Origin of the sequence: Roseateles sp. UC29_93 (genome assembly GCF_042695725.1) — a bacterium.
Lineage (GTDB): Bacteria > Pseudomonadota > Gammaproteobacteria > Burkholderiales > Burkholderiaceae_C > Roseateles > Roseateles noduli_A.
The window spans coordinates 5,941,825-5,958,716 of record NZ_CP170545.1; the positions used below are offsets into that span (position 1 = coordinate 5,941,825).

A 16,892-nucleotide genomic window follows, 5' to 3' on the forward strand; every position below is an offset into this window, starting at 1 on the left:
CATGACGATCACGCGATCGGCCAGCGCCAGGATCTCGTCGAGCTCGCTGGAGACGACCAGGATCGCGCAGCCGGCGTCGCGCAGGCGGCGCAGCTGGTTGTGGATGAATTCGATCGCGCCGATGTCGACGCCGCGCGTCGGCTGGCCGACCAGCAGCACCGCGGGACTCTGACCGATCTCGCGCGCCAGGATCAGCTTCTGCTGGTTGCCGCCGGAGAACTTCGACGAGCCCAGCTCCGCGTTGCGCGGGCGGACGTCGAAGCGCTCCATCATCTCCGCGGTCTGCGCGCGGAGGTGGCGCTGGTTCATGCCCAGGCCCATCGGGCCGGCGCGATAGGCGTCCTGCTCGTGATAACCGAGCGCGGCCGTTTCCCACGCGGGGAAGCTCAGCACCATGCCGAGCGCGTGGCGGTCCTCGGGCACGTGCGCGAGCTTGAGCTCACGCGCCGTGCGCGGATCCATCCATGACGTCGGGCGGAAGTCGCGGCCCGCGACGTGCAGCGTGCCGGCGTCCGGCGCGCGCATGCCCGCCAGGACTTCCAGCAACTCGCTCTGGCCGTTGCCGGAGACACCGGCCACGCCGACGATCTCGCCCGGACGCAGCGCCAGCGTCGCATGGCTCAGCAGGTGCACGCCGGAGCCGCTGTCGCCGGCGACGGTCAGGCCTTCGGCCTTCAGCACCGGCTGGTCCGACGGCGGCTTCACGGCACCGCCGTCGCGGCCCAGGTTGACCTTGCGGCCGACCATGCTCTCGGCCAGGTCCTCGGGACTGGTCTCGCCGATCGCGCAGGTCTTGATCACCGCACCCGCGCGCATCACCGTCACGGCGTCGCACAGCGCCATCACCTCGCGCAGCTTGTGCGTGATCAGCAGGATGGTCGTGCCGCGCTCGCGCAGGCGGCGCAGGACCTCGAACAACTGGTCGGTTTCCTGCGGCGTCAGCACCGCCGTCGGCTCGTCCAGGATCAGGATCTTCGCGCCGCGGTACAGCGCCTTCAGGATCTCCAGCCGCTGCATCTCACCGACCGGCAGGTCGGCGACGGTCGCGTCCAGGCGCACCGTCAGGCCGGTGTCGCGCATCAGCGCCTCGAGCTCCTGGCGCACCTGGCGCTTCGCGCGGGACAGGAAGAACGCCGGCTCCGCGCCGAGCATCACGTTGTCCAGCGCGGACAGCGTATCCACCAGCATGAAGTGCTGATGCACCATGCCGATGCCCAGCGCGATGGCCTGCTGCGAACTGGCGATGGTGACGCGCTGGCCGTCGACCTCGATGTGACCCTCGTCGGCGTGGTAGTAGCCGTAGAGGATGGCCATCAGCGTGCTCTTGCCGGCGCCGTTCTCGCCGACCAGGCCGTGCACCGTGCCGCGCTCGACGGCCAGGCTCACCGCCCGGTTGGCCTGCACCGCGCCGAAGCGCTTGGAGATCTCGCACAGACGGACCGCGGGCGCGGCGGCGCCGCGTGGGGACTGTGTCATGTCAGGAACGCTCGCTCGCGAGGGGTCAGTTCTTGCAGGCGTTGTCCGCCATGTAGTCCGCGACCTTGATCTTGCCGGCGATGATGTCGGCCTTGTACGCGTCCAGCCTGGTCTTGATCGCGGGAGCGATCAGCTTGGCGTTGTTGGCGTCGACGGCGTACTGACGCCGCCTTCCTTCAGGCCCAGCACGCTGATGCCGGGCTTCCATTCCTTGAGCACGTTGTAGACGGCGACGTCCACGCGCTTGACCATCGAACTCAGCATCGTGCCGGGCTGGATGTGGTTCTGGTTGCTGTCGACGCCGATGGCCAGCTTGCCGGCATCCTTGGCCGCCTGGTAGACGCCGACGCCGGTGCCGCCGGCCGCGGCGAAGACCACGTCCACGCCCTTGGCGAACTGGGCCTTGGCCAGCTCGCCGCCGCGGGTCGGGTCGTTCCAGGCCGAAGCCGTCGTGCCGGTCATGTTCTTGAAGACCTCGACCTTGGCGTTGGCCGCCTTGGCGCCCTGCTCATAGCCGCACTCGAACTTGCGGATCAGCGGGATGTCCATGCCGCCCACGAAGCCGACCTTGCCGGTCTTGCTGGTCAGCGCGGCCAGCGCGCCGACGAGGAAGCTGCCTTCCTGCTCCTTGAACAGCACCGACTGCACGTTGGGCTGGTTGACCTTCTCGTCGATGATGACGAACTTCGTCTTCGGGAAGTCCTTGGCCACCTGGTTCAGCGCCGAGGCCTGGGCGAAACCCACCGAGATGATCGGGCTCGCGCCGCGCTCGGCCATGCGGCGGATCGCCTGCACGCGCTGGGTCTCGTTGCTGATCTCGAACTCGAGATACTTGCCGCCCGTGTCCTTCTTCCATTGCTCGACGCCACGGTACGCGGCCTCGTTGAACGACTTGTCGAACTTGCCCCCCACTGTCGAAGATCACCGCCGGGGTGGTCTGCGCGGCCGCCGCGCCAGCAGTCAGGGCCAAGGCCAAGCCAGCCGCGATGGGGGAGAACGACAGGAAGGACTTCATCATTTGCGGTCTCGATGCGAAGGTGAGGAGCAGCCGGGCATTCTAAGAAGGCGCGAGTGTAAGCCACCTCAAGGTAAACGCTAAACGTTTGCGGGGTCGTCAATTCCAGGAGGTGGCTCCCTCGCCGGAGCCATTGCGCCGCCCAGGAAATGCCGCTATCGAGTAGCACGTCTTGTGCCTACGTTGCTCGACTCCGATCTGCCAGGCGCGGGCTCTCCACGACTCAGGGGGCATCCCTCCGGGACCCCCAGAGTCATTCCGGCCCCGCCCCCACTGGCTGACCCCGGTCCGACTGGCGCTCGTTGACTTCGGGCGAGGCGACGTCGCCTCGTCTCGCTGCGGTCGCACCCTTTCGAGGGACCGCGTTTTGGGCGAATCGCAGTGCGCCCTCGGGTTGACCGAACCCTCACCCCCGTTCGGCGAGAGAAGTTGAGAATCACTATCATTTAGAATCTTTCGCTTCGCAAGCCCGCAGGCTCCTCCCGAGATCCCTACGACATGAGCGCCGTTCTCCAAGTCCCCACCCTCGCGCAGGCCACCATCGGTCAGGCGCACCGCGTCAAGGCGCTGCAGGCACCGGCGCATGCGCCGGAATGGAAACAGATGCTGGAGGAACTGGGCTTCGTCGCCGGCGAGCACGTCGCCGTGCTGGCCCGCGCCATGCCCGGCGCGGACCCGCTCGTCGTGCGCATCGGGCAGTCGACCTTCGCGCTGCGCCGTGCGGAAGCGGAATGCGTGGAGCTCGAAGGCGCCGCGCCCGGCGGCCTGACGGCGGCGGTCGACGCGGGCGCGGGCCAGGCGGGAGCCGCCCATGCGTGAGTCCATCGTTCACATCCACCCGGCCGGGCCGCTGCTGGCGTTGGTCGGCAATCCGAACTGCGGCAAGACCGCCCTGTTCAACCGCCTGACCGGCAGCCGGCAGAAGGTCGCCAACTACGCCGGCGTGACCGTGGAGCGCAAGGAAGGCCGCCTGAAGACCGCCGCCGGCAAGCTGCTGCGCGTGCTGGACCTGCCGGGCACCTATTCGCTGTATCCGCGCTCGCCGGACGAGCGCGTCACCGTCGACGTGCTGGCTGGTCGTGCGCAAGGCGAGAAGCGCCCCGACCTGATCGTCTGCGTGCTGGACGCGACCAATCTGCGCCGCAACCTGCGGCTGTTCCTGTCGGTGCAGCGCCAGGGCCTGCCCTGCGTGGTCGCGCTGAACATGGCCGACCTGGCGCAGCGTCGCGGCATCGTGGTCGACACGCAGAAGCTCAGCACGCTGCTCGGCGTGCCGGTGATCCGCACCGTGGCCACCGACGGCGAAGGCATCGACGACCTGCGCGCGGTGCTGGACGAGCCGGAGCGCTGGCGCACCGAGTCCGTCACCGCCGAGGGCGAGGACACCGCGCGCATCAACCACATCCTGAAGGAGCTGGGCCTCGACGCGCTGCAGGGCGAGCTGCCCAGCGACAAGGTCGACCGCTTCGTGCTGCATCCGGTGCTGGGACCGATCCTGCTGGCGGTGCTGCTGTTCTTCCTGTTCCAGGCGGTGTTCGCGTGGGCCGAGGCGCCGATGGGCTGGATCGAGGCCGGCACCGCCTGGCTCGGCGCGCAGGCCGGCGCGCTGCTGCCCGAAGGCCACCTGCGCAGTCTGGTCGTGGACGGCCTGATCGCAGGGGTGGGCGGCGTGCTGGTGTTCCTGCCGCAGATCCTGATCCTGTTCTTCTTCATCCTGCTGCTGGAAGAGTCCGGCTACCTGCCGCGCGCGGCCTTCCTGCTGGACCGGCTGATGGGCTCGGTGGGCCTGTCGGGCCGCAGCTTCATCCCGCTGCTGTCGAGCTTCGCCTGCGCGATCCCCGGGATCATGGCGACGCGCTCGATCGCGAATCCGCGCGACCGGCTCGTCACCATCCTGATCGCGCCGCTGATGACCTGCTCCGCGCGGCTGCCGGTGTACGCGCTGCTGATCGGTGCCTTCATCCCGCAGCGCGAGCTGTGGGGCGGCATCGAGCTGCAGGGGCTGGTGCTGTTCGTCCTGTACTTCGCCGGGATCATCGCGGCGATGGCCGTGGCCTGGCTGCTGAAGCGCTTCACCGACGCGGGCCGCCAGGTGCGCCCGCTGATGATGGAGCTGCCCAGCTACCACTGGCCGCATGCGCGCAACGTCGCGATCGGGCTGCTGCAGCGCGCGGAGATCTTCATCAAGCGCGTGGGCGGCATCATCCTGGCGCTGACGTTGCTGCTGTGGGTGCTGTCGACCTTCCCCGGCGCGCCCGAAGGCGCGACCGGCCCGGCGATCGAGTACAGCTTCGCCGGCTACCTGGGCCGCGGCCTGGCGACGATCTTCGAGCCGATCGGCTTCAACTGGCAGATCAGCCTGGCGCTGGTGCCGGGCATGGCGGCGCGCGAGATCGCGGTCAGCGCGCTGGGCACGGTGTACTCGCTGTCGGCCACCGGCGACGAGGCCGCGCAGGCGCTGACGCCGCTGATCGCCTCGACCTGGGGCCTGCCGACGGCGTTCTCGCTGCTGGCCTGGTTCGTCTTCGCGCCGCAGTGCCTGTCGACGATCGCGGCGGTCAAGCGCGAGACCGGCGGCTACAAGATCCCGGCCGTCATGCTCACCTACCTGTTCGTGCTGGCCTACGTCGCCTCCTGGCTGACGTTCCACATCAGCCGGTGGTTGCTGACCTGAGGTCGTCTACTCGACAGCCGCATCCTTCGCCCATCGACGGATTCGAGCCAGGAGCGACCTCGCTGTAAGTCCGAATTCGGGCCTCGACTCGACCATGGAGGCAGTGAACACGGCCGCCGGATTCGGATCGGCACCGAGGATCGCCTGGCTGCCGAAGATCATGATGTCGTACTGATTCGTGATCGCCGCGCTTGCGCGGATGATGTGTTCAAGCTGCTCGCGCGTCATGGCTGCTTGGGCCCTCGTGCTGACCTGCCGACAATGCGGACTTCTTCGACAGCAGGCGCCTGCTGCTCGTTGAGCCGGCCCACCGTTTCCGAGACTGGACTCTGGAATTGCAACCCATTCTTGAGTTCTGCCATCTGGTTGAGGACGCGCTGCCTGGTCTGCTCCGGCACCAATGCGCCGAGCGGCGATGTCTGGCGCAATTGCTGGGCGAGTGCTGTCTTGGCAAGCACCTTGCTCCACGCCTTGGACTCCACAATCTTGAGCCACTCCTGCCAAAGGGGAAATGACCTCGATGCGGGATTCGTCCTCATCCACTGCGTCAGCGTTTCGCGAGCGAGTTGGACCAGTTCCGGCTTCTTGCGCAACAGACGCACCGCCTCTTCATGCAGAGAGAGGCTCAAGAGATCCTGGAGCCGATGCTTGGCGGGGTCGGTGGATATCTCCAGCTTCACCGGCGTCGGCAGCAGCCGTGAGCGGGCCGCAGCGGACCCTGGTGTGACAGGGGGCGAACGTGTCTCCCGCAAGCATCGCGATTTCCTGGTTGACGCCCAGGACAGTCATGACGGACAGGTAGATCCCGATCGACGTCCTGGGGTCGCCAGACTCCACGGCGCGCAGCGTCATGCGGCTGACGCCCACCTTCGCCGCCATCTCCAGCGCCGTCATCCCGCGCGCAATGCGCAAAGCCCGCAGCCGCTCACCCAGCTGAAGGAGGAGATGACGGTTCAGTACGCTGTGGTCGGCGCTCATATGGCAAACATACTAGCCAATTTATAGGCAAATGGCCAGTATGTTTGCCATCCGATCAGGGGCGAAGAACTTTGCTCCCCTTTGCTTTTGGCATGCTGTCCCGACGGGTCGCGCAAAGCTATGCTCGCGCCCCATGATGAATCGCCCCACCCGTCACACCCTCTCTGCGCTGGCCGTGGCCGCGCTGACCAGCTTCGGCGCGCTGTCCGCCGGCATCGCCTCCGCCGCCGACGCGCCCCAGCCGACGCGCGGTGTCATCAAGCTCGCGCCGGACCAGACCCTGGACGCCGACACGCGCTTCCAGCGCCTGGCCAACGACTACATCGAGGCGCTCTGGCGCCTGGACCCGGACGCGGCCATCGGCGCCGGCCGCTATGAATTCGCCGCGGAGCTGCCCGCGCCCGACCGCACGATGCGCGCCCGCTCGCTGAGCTTCACGACCGACTGGCTCAAGCGCTTCGAGGCCGTCGACGTGAAGACGCTGAGCGCGGCCTCGCGCACCGACCTCGGGCAACTGCTCAACAAGCTGCGCAGCGACCGCTTCCAGCTGACCGAGCTGCGCGAGTACGAGTGGAATCCGTCCTTCCTCAACATCGCCGGCCCGATCGACTACATCCTCGCGACGGACTACGCGCCGCTGCCGGTGCGGCTGAAGACGATCTCGGCGCGACTGGCGCAGGTGCCGGCGTATTACCGCGCGGGCGCCGCGCTGCTGAAGCAGCCGACGCTGGAGCACACGCAGCTCGCGATCGACCAGGCGCCGGGCGTGCTGAGCGTGCTCGATGAAGTGGCCAAGGCCGCGCAAGGCGCGGACGCCGCCTCGCTGACCGACGCGGAGCGCAAGCAGCTGGCCGATCGCATCGCGGGCGCGAAGGCTGCCGTCGAGGGCTATCGCGCGCAGCTCAAGCAGTTGCTGGCCGACGGCAAGGCCAGCGGCAAGGCGCGCAGCTTCCGCCTGGGCAAGGCGCTCTACGAGCAGAAGTTCGGCTACGACATCCAGTCGGCGCATTCGGCCGAGCAGATGTACCAGCGCGCGTTGGCGGCGCGCGAGACGCTGTTGAAGCAGATGGCGCAGATCTCCGACCAGTTGTGGACGCAGACGATGGGCGACGCGCCCAAGCCGGAGGACCGCTTCGCCCGCATCGGCGCGGTGATCGGCAAGCTGAGCGAGCAGCACGTCAAGCGCGAGGACTTCGTCCAGGAGATCCGCGCGCAGATCCCGCAGCTGGAACGCTGGATCACCGACCACGACCTGCTGACGCAGGACGCGAGCAAGCCGCTGATCGTGCGCGAGACGCCGGTCTACCAGCGCGGCGTGGCCGGCGCCGGCATCGAGGCGCCCGGCCCCTACCGGCCGCAGGACCGCACCTACTACAACGTGACGCCGCTGGACGACCTGACGCCCGAGCAGGCGGAGAGCTCGCTGCGCGAGTACAACCGCTGGATCCTGCAGATCCTCAACATCCACGAGGCGGTGCCGGGCCACTACACGCAGCTGGTGCATGCGAACAAGTCGCCGTCGCTGGTGAAGACGCTGTTCGGCAACGGCGCGATGGTCGAAGGCTGGGCGGTCTACGGCGAGCGGATGATGCTGGAGTCCGGCTACGGCGGGAATGCGCCGGAGATGTGGCTGATGTGGGGCAAGTGGAACCTGCGCAGCGTCACCAACACGATCCTGGATTACAACGTGCACGTGCTGGGCATGACCGAGGCGCAGGCGCTGGACCTGCTGCAGCGTCAGGCCTTCCAGACCGAGCGCGAGGCGCGCGAGAAATGGCGCCGCGTGCAGCTGACCTCGGTGCAGCTGACGAGCTACTTCAGCGGCTACAGCGACATCATGGAATTGCGCGATCAGCGCAGGGTGGCGATGGGCAAGGACTTCAAGCTGAAGGACTTCCACGAGCAGTTCCTGAGCTACGGGAACGCGCCGGTGTCGGTGATCGCGGACCTGATGTCGCAGCCGGTCGCGAAGGCGGCGCCATGAGCGGGAGTCAGGGCGAGACCGGCAACACCGACGGCAGCGATGCGACGGCGCCGGAGGTCCGCATCCTCGAGGCCCGCGTCACGGAGCTGGAAATCAAGGCCAGCTTCGCCGAGGACCTCGTCGACCACCTGAACGCGCAGGTCGCGAAACAGCAGGAGCAGATCGACGCGCTGGTGCGCGAGGTCATGCAGTTGCGCCGGCAGGTGCCGGAAGGCCGCGGTGACGGCACCGGCGGATTGCGGGACGAGTTGCCGCCGCATTACTGAGTGAGGCCGCGGGCCCTCACCCCTGCCCTCTCCCGCAAGCGGGAGAGGGCGCAAGAATGATGGTGGGATGGCTCTCCTTTCCGCTTGCGGAAAAGACGCAGGAAGGGCGCCGGTCGGACTCCCTCTCCCGCTTGCGGGAGAGGGTGGGAGTGAGGGCCAGCAGCGGTGGAAGTACTGAGCCTTTTCAGGCCGCCGGGCGCGCCGGGATGTTCAGCCCGCGCTTGACTGCGTCGCGCGCCAGGAAGGCCTCCAGCACGCGCTGGACGTTCTTGAACTCGCTGAAGCCGACCAGGTCGCCCGCGCCGTAGAAGCCCACCAGGTTGTTGACCCAGGGCCAGATGGCGATGTCGGCGATCGTGTACTCGTCGCCCATGATCCAGCCGCGGCCGGTCAGGCGCTGTTCGAGCACGCCCAGCAGGCGCTTCGATTCGTTGAGGTAGCGATCACGCGGACGCTTGTCCTCGAAGTCCTTGCCGGCGAATTTGTGGAAGAAGCCGACCTGGCCGAACATCGGCCCGATGCCGCCCATCTGGAACATCACCCACTGCAGCGTCTCGTAGCGGCGTGCCGGGTCTTGCGGGATCAACTGGCCGGTCTTCTCGGCAAGGTAGACCAGGATCGCGCCGGACTCGAACAGCGGCAGCGGCTCGCCGCCGGGGCCATCGGGATCGATGATCGCGGGGATCTTGTTGTTCGGGTTCAGCGACAGGAACTCGGGCGTGAGCTGGTCGTCGGTCTGGAAGCTGACCAGGTGCGGCTCGTAGGCCAGGCCCAGTTCCTCGAGCGCGATCGACACCTTCACGCCGTTGGGCGTCGGCAGCGAGTACAGCTGCAGGCGTTCGGGGTGCTGCGCGGGCCACTTCTTGGTGATGGGAAAACTGGACAGGTCCGTCATGAAAGTTCCGTCTGGATGTTGTGAAGGCTGGATGGACGGACCATTCTCTTCGGCGCCCGAGAGACCTTGCGCGCGACGGGTCAATGCGATCCGTGTCTGCTCAACGCAGCGGCGCCGCGAACCGGTCCCAGCGCGGCGCCCAGTGCCCGGTGATGTCGGCCGAGACCAGCACGCGATGCGCCTGCCCGATGATCAGCCGCCGCGGCACGAGGCCGATGAAGCGCGAGTCCTCGCTGTTGTCGCGGTTGTCGCCCATCATGAAGAACTGGTCGGCCGGCACGACGATCGGGCCGTAGTCGCGCCGCGCGCGGACCTCGGGCAGGAACTGCACGACGCGGCGCTGGCCGCCCCAGTGCTCCACCGCGCGCACGCCGCGGACCTCGACGCCGGGCGCGAGCGCCTCGGCCACCTCCTCCACCGGCGCGTAGTCCGCCGGTTGCCCATTGAGGATGAGCCGGTCCGCGCGCAGCTCGACGGTATCGCCGGGCACCGCGACGATGCGCTTGATCAGCCGCGTGCCGTCGCGCGGCGAGCCGAAGGTGACGACGTCGCCCCGCTGCGGCTCGCCGACGCGGCGCAGCGAGATGTCGGTCAGCGGCAGCTTCCAGTCGTAGGCGACGCGCTCGACGAAAACGACGTCGCCTTCGAGGATCGTCGGCCGCATCGAGCCGCTGGGCACCGGGTTCCAGTCCGCGATCGCGGTGCGGAAGAACAGGAAGCCGGCGAGGAACAGCAGGAAACTGCGGTTCTCGCGGAACCAGACGGCGACGGGGATCTTCATGGCAACACTCCAGGGTCGGGCGACGATGCGCCAGTGTGTCCAGCACCCGCGCCCCATGGCGAACGCGTGCGGCGATTGGCGGGAATCCGCGCCTGAGTGGCGGCATGCCCGGCGTCTGCCCGGCATTCACCGGCGGCTTGCCTGCTCTTCGCCCGCGCTTCGCCTGCATTCGCCCACAGTTCGCCCCCGGCATGACGACAGCTTCGCGACAGCCTGACGTTCGGCCGGACGCCTCGCGACCCTCATAATTCCGCGCCATGCGCAAGCACCTCCTGCACTTGCTGCTCCCGCTGTTCATGCTGCTCTCGCAGCAGGGCGCGGTGTGGCACGGCATCGGTCACCTGACCGGTGCGCGGGGGCATGCGCCCGCAGGGTCCGTCCTGGCGCACGCGCCCACGACGACCACCGCGCAGGACGGGCACGACGACGTCGCCCACGCTGATCCGGACGATCTGTCCACCGATCAGCTGTGCGAGGTCTGCCTGGCCTTCGACGACCTGGCCGCGTCGGCCCGCGCCGAAGCGCCGGTGCTCGCACTGGCCGAGGCCGTCCACGTCCAGGCGACCGCCGTCGAGCGCGCCACGCGCTCGCTGCCCGCGCCGCCGCCGCGCAGCCGCGGCCCGCCGCTGGCGATCTGAGCTCGACCTCCTGACCGCAACGCCGTCCGCCCGCGCCTGAACGCTTCGAACGCTTCGTCGAAGCCTTCGGCGCCCGGGCCTCGATGGCCGGCCTGCGTTCGACCGATTTCAGATTTCCAGAGTCTCACCATGACCCATCCTCCTCTGCGCGTGCTCGCGCTGTCCCTGTCGCTCGCCTATCCGCTGCTGCACGCGCTGCCGGCACGCGCCGACGACACCGCCACCACCACCTCCTCCGCCGTCGCGACCAGCACCGTCGAAGCGCCCACCGCCGCCGGCGGCACGCCGCTGCCCACGGTCCAGGTCCAGGGCGCGCGCAGCCGCCTCGACGCGGCGCGCAACGGCCTGTCGCCCGACACCGGCAGCACGATCTACAAGTTCGACAAGAACGACATCGCCCGCCTGCCGCAAGGCGACGACACGCCGCTGAACCAGGTGCTGCTGCAGACGCCAGGCGTCGTGCAGGACTCCTACGGCGGCCTGCACGTGCGCGGCGACCACGCCAACCTGCAGTACCGCATCAACGGCGTCGTCATCCCCGAGGCCATCAGCGGCTTCGGCCAGACGCTGGAGACGCGCTTCGCCGACAGCATCAGCCTGCTGACCGGCGCGCTGCCGGCGCAATACGGCTACCGGACCGCCGGCATCGTCGACATCACGACCAAGGGCGTCGGCGACGACGACAAGCCCTTCGCCGGCAGCGCCGGCATCACGCTGGGCACGCAGCGCTCGCGCGAGCTCGACCTGTCGGTGCACGGCACGCAGGGCCGGCTGAGCTACGAGTTCAGCGGCTCCTTCCTCGGCAACGACCTGGGCATCGAGAATCCGACGCCGTCGCGGGACGCGCTGCACGACCGCACGCACCAGGGCAAGGGCTTCGGCCTCGTCTCCTACCTGCTCGACGACGACAGCCGCATCACCGCGATGGCCGGCGTCACCGACAACCGCTTCCAGATCCCGAACTCGCCGGGGCAGTCGGCCGCCTTCACGCTCGACGGCACGCCGGACAAGGACTCGAGCACGCTGGACGCGCACCAGCGCGAGCGCAACCGCTTCGCCGTCGTCAGCTACCAGAGCGTGATCGGCAGCGACGTCGACTACCAGGTCTCGCTGTTCCACCGCTACACCGACGTCCACTACTCGCCGGACCAGACCGGCGACCTGCAGTACCTGGGCGTCGCCGCCAACATCCTGCGCCGCAACGAGGCCAACGGCGTGCAGGCCGATGCCAGCTGGCGACTCGACAGCGCGCACACGATCCGCACTGGCCTCTTCGCGCAGCGCGAGCACGCCAGCACGGTCAACGACGCGCTGGTCTTCCCGGCCGACGACGACGGCAACCAGACCAGCGGCACGCCGGTCAGCATCGCCGACAGCGGCCGGCTGAGCGGCCACCTGTGGGGCGCCTACCTGCAGGACGAATGGAAGCTGGATCGCACGCTGACGCTGAACTACGGCGCGCGTTACGACGAGGTCGACACGGTCACGAAGGAGCACCAGTTGAGCCCGCGCATCGGCCTCGTCTGGGACGCGACGCCGACGGTGCGCCTGCATGCGGGCTACGCGCGCTACTTCACGCCGCCGCCGACCGAGAAGATCGACACCACCTCGGTGGCGGCATTCGCCGGCACGACCAACGCGTTGCCGACCGACGCGGACACGGCGGTGCGCTCGGAGCGCTCGAACTACTACGACGCCGGCGCGGCCTGGCAGGTCACGCCCAAGCTGACGCTGGGCATCGATGGCTACTACCGCGCGGTGCAGCACCTGCAGGACGAGGGTCAGTTCGGCAACGCGCTGATCTATTCGGCCTTCAACTATGCGAAGGGCCGCATCTACGGCGTCGACCTGTCGGCCAGCTACAAGGAGAAGACCTGGTCCGCCTACGCCAACCTCGGCACGACGCACGCCCGCGCGCAGCAGGTCGAGACGGGGCAGTTCAACTTCGAGCAGGACGAGCTGGACTTCATCGCCAACCACTGGGTGCACCTGGACCACGAGCAGAAGCTGAGCGCCTCGGCGGGCGTCAACCTGCGGCTCGACGACGGCTACGCGGTCGGCGCGAGCGCGCTGTTCGGCAGCGGCCTGCGCAACGGTTTCGCCAACACGACGCACCTGCCGTCGTACACCAGCGTCAACGCCGACGTGAGCAAGAAGTTCGACCTCGGCGGCGGCGGTCCGGTGGAAGCGCGCCTCTCGGTGCTCAACCTCTTCGACAAGGGCTACCAGCTGCGTGACGGCTCGGGCATCGGTGTCGGCGCGCCGCAGTACGGCCAGCGCCGCACGGTCTACGTCAGCCTGACGAAGGAGTTCTGACGCACCGGCAGCGGCATCGCCGTGCGTTGTCCTGTCGCCTGTATCGGGCGACGGTGGGACAGCGCACGGCGAAGGCGATCGGCTCGCGGTAGGCTGCGACGCATGAGTGCCGAGCCGACCGCCCCACCGCCCCGCCCTGACGCCGAATCGCTCGCTGCCTCGCAGCCGGAGGCGCCGGGGCCCCTTGGAGCGAATGCCGAGCGTGAGGAGGCGATTGAGCGGAAAGGGGCCCCGGCGCCTCCGGCTGACGCTCAGTCCGCGCCTGCCGACGTCCCCTCGCCCACCGACGTCTGGAACCGCCGCTACGCCGCGCAGCCGCTGAGTCGCGACGAAGCCTGGTTGAGCAACTGGCAGCACCGCCTGCCCGGGGTGCGCCGCGCGCTGGACATCGGCTGCGGCGACGGCTGGGAGACGGCTGCGTTGCTGGAGCTGGGCGTCGACGTCACCGGCATCGACATCTCCGCCGAGGCGCTCGCGCGCTGCCGACAGCAGTCGCCGCGGGCGCGACACGTGCTGGCCGACGTGCGCGCGATGCCGATGCTGGCCGACGGCGAATTCGACCTGGCCGTGGCGCAGCTGTCGCTGCACTACTTCGACCGCGACGACACGCGCCGCGCGCTGTGCGAGATCGCCCGCGTGCTCGCGCCGGGCGGCCGGCTGATCGGTTGCGTCAACGCCGAGGACGACTGGCACTACGGTGCGCCGGACGACGCGTCGTCCTGGGCGCTGACGGTCGTCGACGGCGTCGCCAAGCAGTTCTTCACCCGCGAGAAGATCGAGGACGCGCTCGCCGCGTGCTTCGACATCGAACACCTCGACAAGCGCACGCTGAGCCGTTACGGCAAGCCGAAGTCGGTGTGGGAATTTTTCTGCACGCGCAAGGCGGAGTGAGCGGGGGCCGCGTGCCCTCGCCGTCCGCGTCGCGCGGCTTCAGCCCTTGTAGAGCCGGAAGTACTGCAACTTCATCGAGCCCTGGTTGGTGCAGCCGCTGATGGCGACCGTCACCGTCGTTCCCCTGACGACAGGACGCTCACGCCTCGCTCCGGCGCTTGTACAGCACCAGCAGGCCGTCAACGAAATCGCGCCCCAGGAAGTCGGCGACCGGCACGGCGTAGATGTTGACGCTCGACGTGACGCGATAGTGGGCCTCGATGTCCAGCCGCGTGTGGACCGCATCGATGGGCGTCAGCGTGAACCGTGTTTCGCCGAGATCGAAGTAGCGTCCGCCGATGACGACGTGATCGTCCATCGTGCCGGGCGGAAAGGAGTCCGGCGAGAACTCGTAGCGCCACGCGATGCGGCGTCCCTCGACGCGCTCGGTGACTCGGCCGAGGAAATGGACGCCCCGCTCCCAGCGCGACTCGCGGACTTCACCCTGCGGCGTCGCATGGTTGACGCCTTCGACGGGACGCGGCACCCCGATGAGGTGGATCCAGGTGCGCGGAAACTCCTCTCGTCGGATGTCCCGCGCCGCGACGATCTCGGACCAGAGACGTTCCGGCGTCGCCTCGACGACCACGGAACGATCGATGCGCTGCCACTGCTCGACGGTCAATGGTCCTTCGACGATGGTGAACAGCAGCGGCAACGTCGCCAGCACCCCCACCTGCAAATTTCCGATGCGTGTGGTTCGCAGGACAACGTTCATCACCACGCCGCCGACCGACGCCAGCGCCAGGAACAGAGGCGACAGGATCACGACGCAGATGGCGCCCTCGAGGAGCGTCAGCATCGCGCCGATCATCATCAACCCCGTCGCGCCCCAAGGCGCGAAGACCGCCTGCGTCCAGGTCGGGCCTGGGCGGCCAGGCTCTGCCCGCATCAGGTACACCGTGATCGCTCCGAGTACCAACGGCGTCATCAGGACAAAGCCCGTGCTCATGACGAGGCTGGTCTGTTCAGCAATGCCCAACCAGGACGACGCTTCGCGCAGCCCGCCGAACACGACGCGCATCAGCAAGCCATATGCCGCGCCTGCCAGCACCGGTGTCCAGGCCCTCATTCCGCGGCGGCGAGGTTCAGCCATCACCGCCGGAATGGCCCTTTCGTCTTCACTTCGTGGGGTGTCCTTCTCGTTCATGTTCCCGTCCCTGTTTTGCGGCGCATTCTGCCCACATCCGCGCGCGCCCCCCGACTTTTCAATTTTTCGCTTGCAATTCATTCGCACACTAATTAAAGTTCACCCCATGGCACGCACCACCACCCCCAAGCAGCAGAAGGCGCCCGGCACAGCCGCCAACGCCAGCGCCGTCTGCCCGCCGCTGGAGATCGATCAACAACTCTGCTTCGCGATCTACTCGACGATGCTGGGGATGAACAAGGTCTACCGCGAACTGCTGAAGGACCTGGAGCTGACCTACCCCCAGTACCTCGTGATGCTGGTGCTGTGGGAACGCGACGGCCTCACCGTCGGCGAGATCGCCGACCGGGTGTTCCTCGACTCCCCTACCGTGACCCCGCTGCTGAAGCGGCTGGAGACCGCGGGCCTGGTCAGCCGCGACCGCTCGCCGCAGGACGAGCGCCAGGTGCTGATCACGCTGACCACCGCCGGCCGCGCGCTGCGCAAGCGTTCGACACATCTGCCGCAGTGCATCGTCGACGCCTCGGACTCGGACCTGTCCGAACTGATCGAACTCCGCGATCGTCTGCTCGTGTTGCGCGAACGGATGGCCCGCAAGGCCGGTTGAGTGCCGACCGACGAACTCGAACACCGCTTCCTCGTACCATTTACTTCGCACACAAACAATTAGCAAGCAATTCGAATCCCTGACACCTGATCCCGCAGCACCAACCCACCTTTCCACCCCCTCTCACCCCACCCAAGAAGGAGCCCACCATGAACGCCATCGCCACCCTCGCCCGCCAATCGCGTCGTCAACTGCTGGTCCTGTCGACGCTGGCCGTCGCCGCCGCCGGCGCGATCGCCACGCCGGCCCTCGCCGCCAACGCCAAGTCCTCACCGGCGCCGGTTGTCAGCGCGCAGCCCTCGGGCTCCTACATCACGACCAAGGACGGCGTGCAGCTCTACTACAAGGACTGGGGTCCGAAGAACGGCCAGCCCATCGTGTTCAGCCACGGCTGGCCGCTGAACTCGGACAGCTGGGAATCGCAGATGATCTTCCTGGCCGACCAGGGCTACCGCGTGATCGCCCATGACCGCCGTGGCCATGGCCGCTCCAGCCAGCCCTGGGACGGCAACGACATGGACCACTACGCCGACGACCTGGCCACCGTCATCGAGACGCTGAACCTGAAGAACGCCGTGCTGGTCGGCTTCTCCACCGGCGGCGGCGAAGTCGCCCGCTACATCGGCCGTCACGGCACCTCGCGCGTGGCCAAGGCCGTGCTGGTATCGGCCGTGCCGCCGATCATGGTCAAGTCCGACAAGAACCCCGGCGGCCTGCCCATCGCGGTCTTCGACGGCATCCGCAAGGCCCAGCTCGACAACCGGTCGCAGCTGTACAAGGACATTCCCGCCGGCCCGTTCTACGGCTTCAACCGTCCCGGCGCCAAGGTCTCGCAGGGCCTGATCGACAACTGGTGGTTCCAGGGCATGCAAGGCGGCCACAAGAACACCTACGACTCGATCAAGGCGTTCTCTGAAACCGACTTCACCGAGGACCTGAAGAAGTTCGACAAGCCCACGCTGATCATCCACGGCGACGACGACCAGATCGTGCCGATCGACGCCGCGGGCCGCGCCTCGGCCAAGCTGATCAAGGGCTCGGTGCTGAAGGTCTACGCGGGCGCCCCCCACGGCCTGACCGACACCCACAAGGATCGCGTCAACGCCGATCTGCTGGCCTTCATCCGCCAGTAACGCCCTGCAACTCCGGAGCCCCGGCCGCCTTCCATGGGGGCCGGGCGAC

The 16,892-nt window shown here is 68.1% G+C and carries 17 protein-coding genes and 1 pseudogene; 9 read left to right on the plus strand and 9 right to left on the minus strand.

The window, feature by feature from the left end; translation table 11 throughout:
* Positions 1 to 147: 147 nt before the first annotated feature.
* From ACFJIX_RS27490 to ACFJIX_RS27500, 3 genes and pseudogenes are all read right to left on the minus strand, one after another.
* Positions 148 to 1,476 (minus strand): annotated as a pseudogene (locus ACFJIX_RS27490) (ABC transporter ATP-binding protein); the annotation flags it as partial.
* 25 nt (positions 1,477 to 1,501) lie between these two features.
* Complete coding sequence (locus ACFJIX_RS27495) at positions 1,502 to 1,684, minus strand: hypothetical protein (RefSeq protein ID WP_377162127.1); 183 nt, start codon at positions 1,682 to 1,684, stop codon at positions 1,502 to 1,504.
* Positions 1,606 to 2,388, minus strand: coding sequence for a BMP family protein (locus ACFJIX_RS27500; RefSeq protein ID WP_377155851.1), 783 nt, complete (start codon positions 2,386 to 2,388; stop codon positions 1,606 to 1,608). The genes ACFJIX_RS27495 and ACFJIX_RS27500 overlap by 79 nt, the downstream gene beginning before the upstream one ends.
* Positions 2,389 to 2,989: 601 nt before the next feature.
* Between ACFJIX_RS27500 and ACFJIX_RS27505 the strand changes: the two genes are divergently transcribed.
* Both ACFJIX_RS27505 and ACFJIX_RS27510 read left to right on the plus strand, forming a co-directional pair.
* Positions 2,990 to 3,310 carry a ferrous iron transport protein A gene (locus ACFJIX_RS27505; protein ID WP_377155852.1) on the plus strand — a complete coding sequence of 107 codons (321 nt, stop codon included), beginning with the start codon at positions 2,990 to 2,992 and terminating at the stop codon, positions 3,308 to 3,310.
* Positions 3,303 to 5,165 carry a ferrous iron transporter B gene (locus ACFJIX_RS27510; protein ID WP_377155854.1) on the plus strand — a complete coding sequence of 621 codons (1,863 nt, stop codon included), beginning with the start codon at positions 3,303 to 3,305 and terminating at the stop codon, positions 5,163 to 5,165. The genes ACFJIX_RS27505 and ACFJIX_RS27510 overlap by 8 nt, the downstream gene beginning before the upstream one ends.
* 6 nt (positions 5,166 to 5,171) lie before the next feature.
* On the opposite strand, the gene ACFJIX_RS27515 is transcribed toward ACFJIX_RS27510, so the two are convergent.
* The 3 genes from ACFJIX_RS27515 to ACFJIX_RS27525 are packed head-to-tail and all read right to left on the minus strand — an operon-like array spanning position 5,172 to position 6,143.
* Positions 5,172 to 5,393, minus strand: coding sequence for a hypothetical protein (locus ACFJIX_RS27515; protein ID WP_377155855.1), 222 nt, complete (start codon positions 5,391 to 5,393; stop codon positions 5,172 to 5,174).
* A complete protein-coding gene (locus tag ACFJIX_RS27520) occupies positions 5,390 to 5,794 on the minus strand; it encodes a hypothetical protein (RefSeq protein WP_377155857.1) in 405 nt (134 codons plus the stop codon). The genes ACFJIX_RS27515 and ACFJIX_RS27520 overlap by 4 nt, the downstream gene beginning before the upstream one ends.
* Positions 5,775 to 6,143, minus strand: coding sequence for a helix-turn-helix transcriptional regulator (locus tag ACFJIX_RS27525; RefSeq protein ID WP_377155858.1), 369 nt, complete (start codon positions 6,141 to 6,143; stop codon positions 5,775 to 5,777). The genes ACFJIX_RS27520 and ACFJIX_RS27525 overlap by 20 nt, the downstream gene beginning before the upstream one ends.
* Positions 6,144 to 6,279: 136 nt before the next feature.
* Between ACFJIX_RS27525 and ACFJIX_RS27530 the strand changes: the two genes are divergently transcribed.
* Both ACFJIX_RS27530 and ACFJIX_RS27535 read left to right on the plus strand, forming a co-directional pair.
* Positions 6,280 to 8,127, plus strand: a complete 1,848-nt coding sequence (locus ACFJIX_RS27530) for a DUF885 domain-containing protein (protein ID WP_377155860.1) — start codon at positions 6,280 to 6,282, stop codon at positions 8,125 to 8,127.
* Complete coding sequence (locus ACFJIX_RS27535; RefSeq protein WP_377155862.1) at positions 8,124 to 8,393, plus strand: SlyX family protein; 270 nt, start codon at positions 8,124 to 8,126, stop codon at positions 8,391 to 8,393. Before ACFJIX_RS27530 ends, ACFJIX_RS27535 begins: the two co-directional genes overlap by 4 nt.
* A gap of 184 nt (positions 8,394 to 8,577) precedes the next feature.
* Here ACFJIX_RS27535 and ACFJIX_RS27540 read toward each other — a convergent pair whose 3' ends face one another.
* Positions 8,578 to 9,288 (minus strand): glutathione S-transferase N-terminal domain-containing protein, encoded by a 711-nt coding sequence (locus ACFJIX_RS27540; protein WP_377155863.1) that lies wholly within the window; start codon positions 9,286 to 9,288, stop codon positions 8,578 to 8,580.
* Positions 9,289 to 9,388: 100 nt separating this feature from the next.
* Entirely contained in the window at positions 9,389 to 10,069 is a 681-nt protein-coding gene (gene lepB / locus ACFJIX_RS27545) for a signal peptidase I (protein WP_377155864.1), read from the minus strand.
* Positions 10,070 to 10,326: 257 nt separating this feature from the next.
* Here lepB and ACFJIX_RS27550 point away from each other — a divergent pair, with 257 nt between their 5' ends.
* From ACFJIX_RS27550 to ACFJIX_RS27560, 3 genes are all read left to right on the plus strand, one after another.
* Positions 10,327 to 10,707 carry a DUF2946 family protein gene (locus ACFJIX_RS27550; protein WP_377155866.1) on the plus strand — a complete coding sequence of 127 codons (381 nt, stop codon included), beginning with the start codon at positions 10,327 to 10,329 and terminating at the stop codon, positions 10,705 to 10,707.
* A 129-nt stretch (positions 10,708 to 10,836) separates the two neighbouring features.
* Complete coding sequence (locus ACFJIX_RS27555) at positions 10,837 to 13,023, plus strand: TonB-dependent receptor (protein WP_377155867.1); 2,187 nt, start codon at positions 10,837 to 10,839, stop codon at positions 13,021 to 13,023.
* 339 nt (positions 13,024 to 13,362) lie between these two features.
* Positions 13,363 to 13,914 (plus strand): class I SAM-dependent methyltransferase, encoded by a 552-nt coding sequence (locus ACFJIX_RS27560; protein ID WP_377155869.1) that lies wholly within the window; start codon positions 13,363 to 13,365, stop codon positions 13,912 to 13,914.
* Positions 13,915 to 14,053: 139 nt separating this feature from the next.
* Here the strand turns inward: ACFJIX_RS27560 and ACFJIX_RS27565 are convergent, their stop codons facing one another.
* Positions 14,054 to 15,103, minus strand: a complete 1,050-nt coding sequence (locus ACFJIX_RS27565; protein ID WP_377155871.1) for an SRPBCC family protein — start codon at positions 15,101 to 15,103, stop codon at positions 14,054 to 14,056.
* 106 nt (positions 15,104 to 15,209) lie between these two features.
* Between ACFJIX_RS27565 and ACFJIX_RS27570 the strand changes: the two genes are divergently transcribed.
* Positions 15,210 to 15,710: a MarR family winged helix-turn-helix transcriptional regulator gene (locus ACFJIX_RS27570; protein WP_377155874.1), complete on the plus strand. Its 501-nt coding sequence runs from the start codon at positions 15,210 to 15,212 to the stop codon at positions 15,708 to 15,710.
* Positions 15,711 to 15,859: 149 nt separating this feature from the next.
* On the plus strand, positions 15,860 to 16,843 hold the full coding sequence (locus ACFJIX_RS27575) for an alpha/beta fold hydrolase (protein ID WP_377155876.1): 984 nt from the start codon (positions 15,860 to 15,862) through the stop codon (positions 16,841 to 16,843).
* Positions 16,844 to 16,892 lie beyond the last annotated feature (49 nt).

Coding starts and splice junctions, on each gene's coding strand:
- ACFJIX_RS27575 (WP_377155876.1), top strand. CDS start 15,860: ATGAACGCCATCGCCACCCTCGCCCGCCAATCGCGTCGTCAACTGCTG.
- ACFJIX_RS27570 (WP_377155874.1), top strand. CDS start 15,210: ATGGCACGCACCACCACCCCCAAGCAGCAGAAGGCGCCCGGCACAGCC.
- ACFJIX_RS27510 (WP_377155854.1), top strand. CDS start 3,303: ATGCGTGAGTCCATCGTTCACATCCACCCGGCCGGGCCGCTGCTGGCG.
- ACFJIX_RS27515 (WP_377155855.1), bottom strand. CDS start 5,393: ATGACGCGCGAGCAGCTTGAACACATCATCCGCGCAAGCGCGGCGATC.
- ACFJIX_RS27505 (WP_377155852.1), top strand. CDS start 2,990: ATGAGCGCCGTTCTCCAAGTCCCCACCCTCGCGCAGGCCACCATCGGT.
- ACFJIX_RS27555 (WP_377155867.1), top strand. CDS start 10,837: ATGACCCATCCTCCTCTGCGCGTGCTCGCGCTGTCCCTGTCGCTCGCC.
- ACFJIX_RS27535 (WP_377155862.1), top strand. CDS start 8,124: ATGAGCGGGAGTCAGGGCGAGACCGGCAACACCGACGGCAGCGATGCG.
- ACFJIX_RS27550 (WP_377155866.1), top strand. CDS start 10,327: ATGCGCAAGCACCTCCTGCACTTGCTGCTCCCGCTGTTCATGCTGCTC.
- ACFJIX_RS27525 (WP_377155858.1), bottom strand. CDS start 6,143: ATGAGCGCCGACCACAGCGTACTGAACCGTCATCTCCTCCTTCAGCTG.
- ACFJIX_RS27495 (WP_377162127.1), bottom strand. CDS start 1,684: ATGGAAGCCCGGCATCAGCGTGCTGGGCCTGAAGGAAGGCGGCGTCAG.
- ACFJIX_RS27565 (WP_377155871.1), bottom strand. CDS start 15,103: ATGAACGAGAAGGACACCCCACGAAGTGAAGACGAAAGGGCCATTCCG.
- ACFJIX_RS27540 (WP_377155863.1), bottom strand. CDS start 9,288: ATGACGGACCTGTCCAGTTTTCCCATCACCAAGAAGTGGCCCGCGCAG.
- ACFJIX_RS27530 (WP_377155860.1), top strand. CDS start 6,280: ATGAATCGCCCCACCCGTCACACCCTCTCTGCGCTGGCCGTGGCCGCG.
- lepB (WP_377155864.1), bottom strand. CDS start 10,069: ATGAAGATCCCCGTCGCCGTCTGGTTCCGCGAGAACCGCAGTTTCCTG.